Here is a 638-nt window from a genome sequence, read left to right as displayed (position 1 = left end):
AGCATCTGGAAGAGGTTGATGAAGTTGAGGTAGAGGGAGAGGGCGCCCATGACGGCGAGCTTGGTGTTGCCCTCGTGGCCATAGCCCTCGGCGTACTCCTCCTTGATGCGCTGGGTGTCGTAGGCGGTCAGGCCGGTGAAGATGACGACGCCGATGACCGAGATGGCGAACTGCAGCGCGCTGGAGCCGACGAAGATGTTGACCAGGCTGGCGATGACGATGCCGATCAGGCCCATCATCAGGAACGAGCCCATCTTCGACAGGTCGGCCTTGGTGGTGTAGCCCCACAGGCTCATCGCCGCGAACATCGCCGCGGTGATGAAGAACACCCGCGCCACGCTGGCCCCGGTGAAGACCAGGAAGATCGACGCCATGGAGACGCCCATCACCGCGCAGAAGGCCCAGAACAGCCCCTGCAGCGCGCTCGCCGACATCGCGTGGAAGCGGAAGGACAGCACCATGATGAAGGCCAGCGGCGCCAGCATCACCACCCACTTCAGCGGGGTCGTGAAGATCGGCACGTACAGCGCCGGCGTGCTCGCCACCAGCAGCGCCACAAGCCCCGTCACGCCCAGGCCGAGCATCATGAAGTTGTAGACCCGCAGCATGTGCTTGCGCAGGCCCTCGTCGAACGCCGC

Annotated in this window: 1 protein-coding gene; it reads right to left on the bottom strand. The window is 64.6% G+C overall.

Going from position 1 to position 638, the window contains the following annotated elements; genetic code table 11:
- Positions 1–638, bottom strand: a 638-nt coding sequence (locus tag H0B54_RS29380; RefSeq protein ID WP_188263280.1) for a Bax inhibitor-1/YccA family protein, incomplete at both ends; no start/stop codon positions are given.

The organism is Azospirillum tabaci (assembly GCF_014596085.1).
Classification (GTDB): Bacteria; Pseudomonadota; Alphaproteobacteria; order Azospirillales; family Azospirillaceae; genus Azospirillum; species Azospirillum tabaci.
This window is presented reverse-complemented; position numbering and strand designations above follow the sequence as displayed.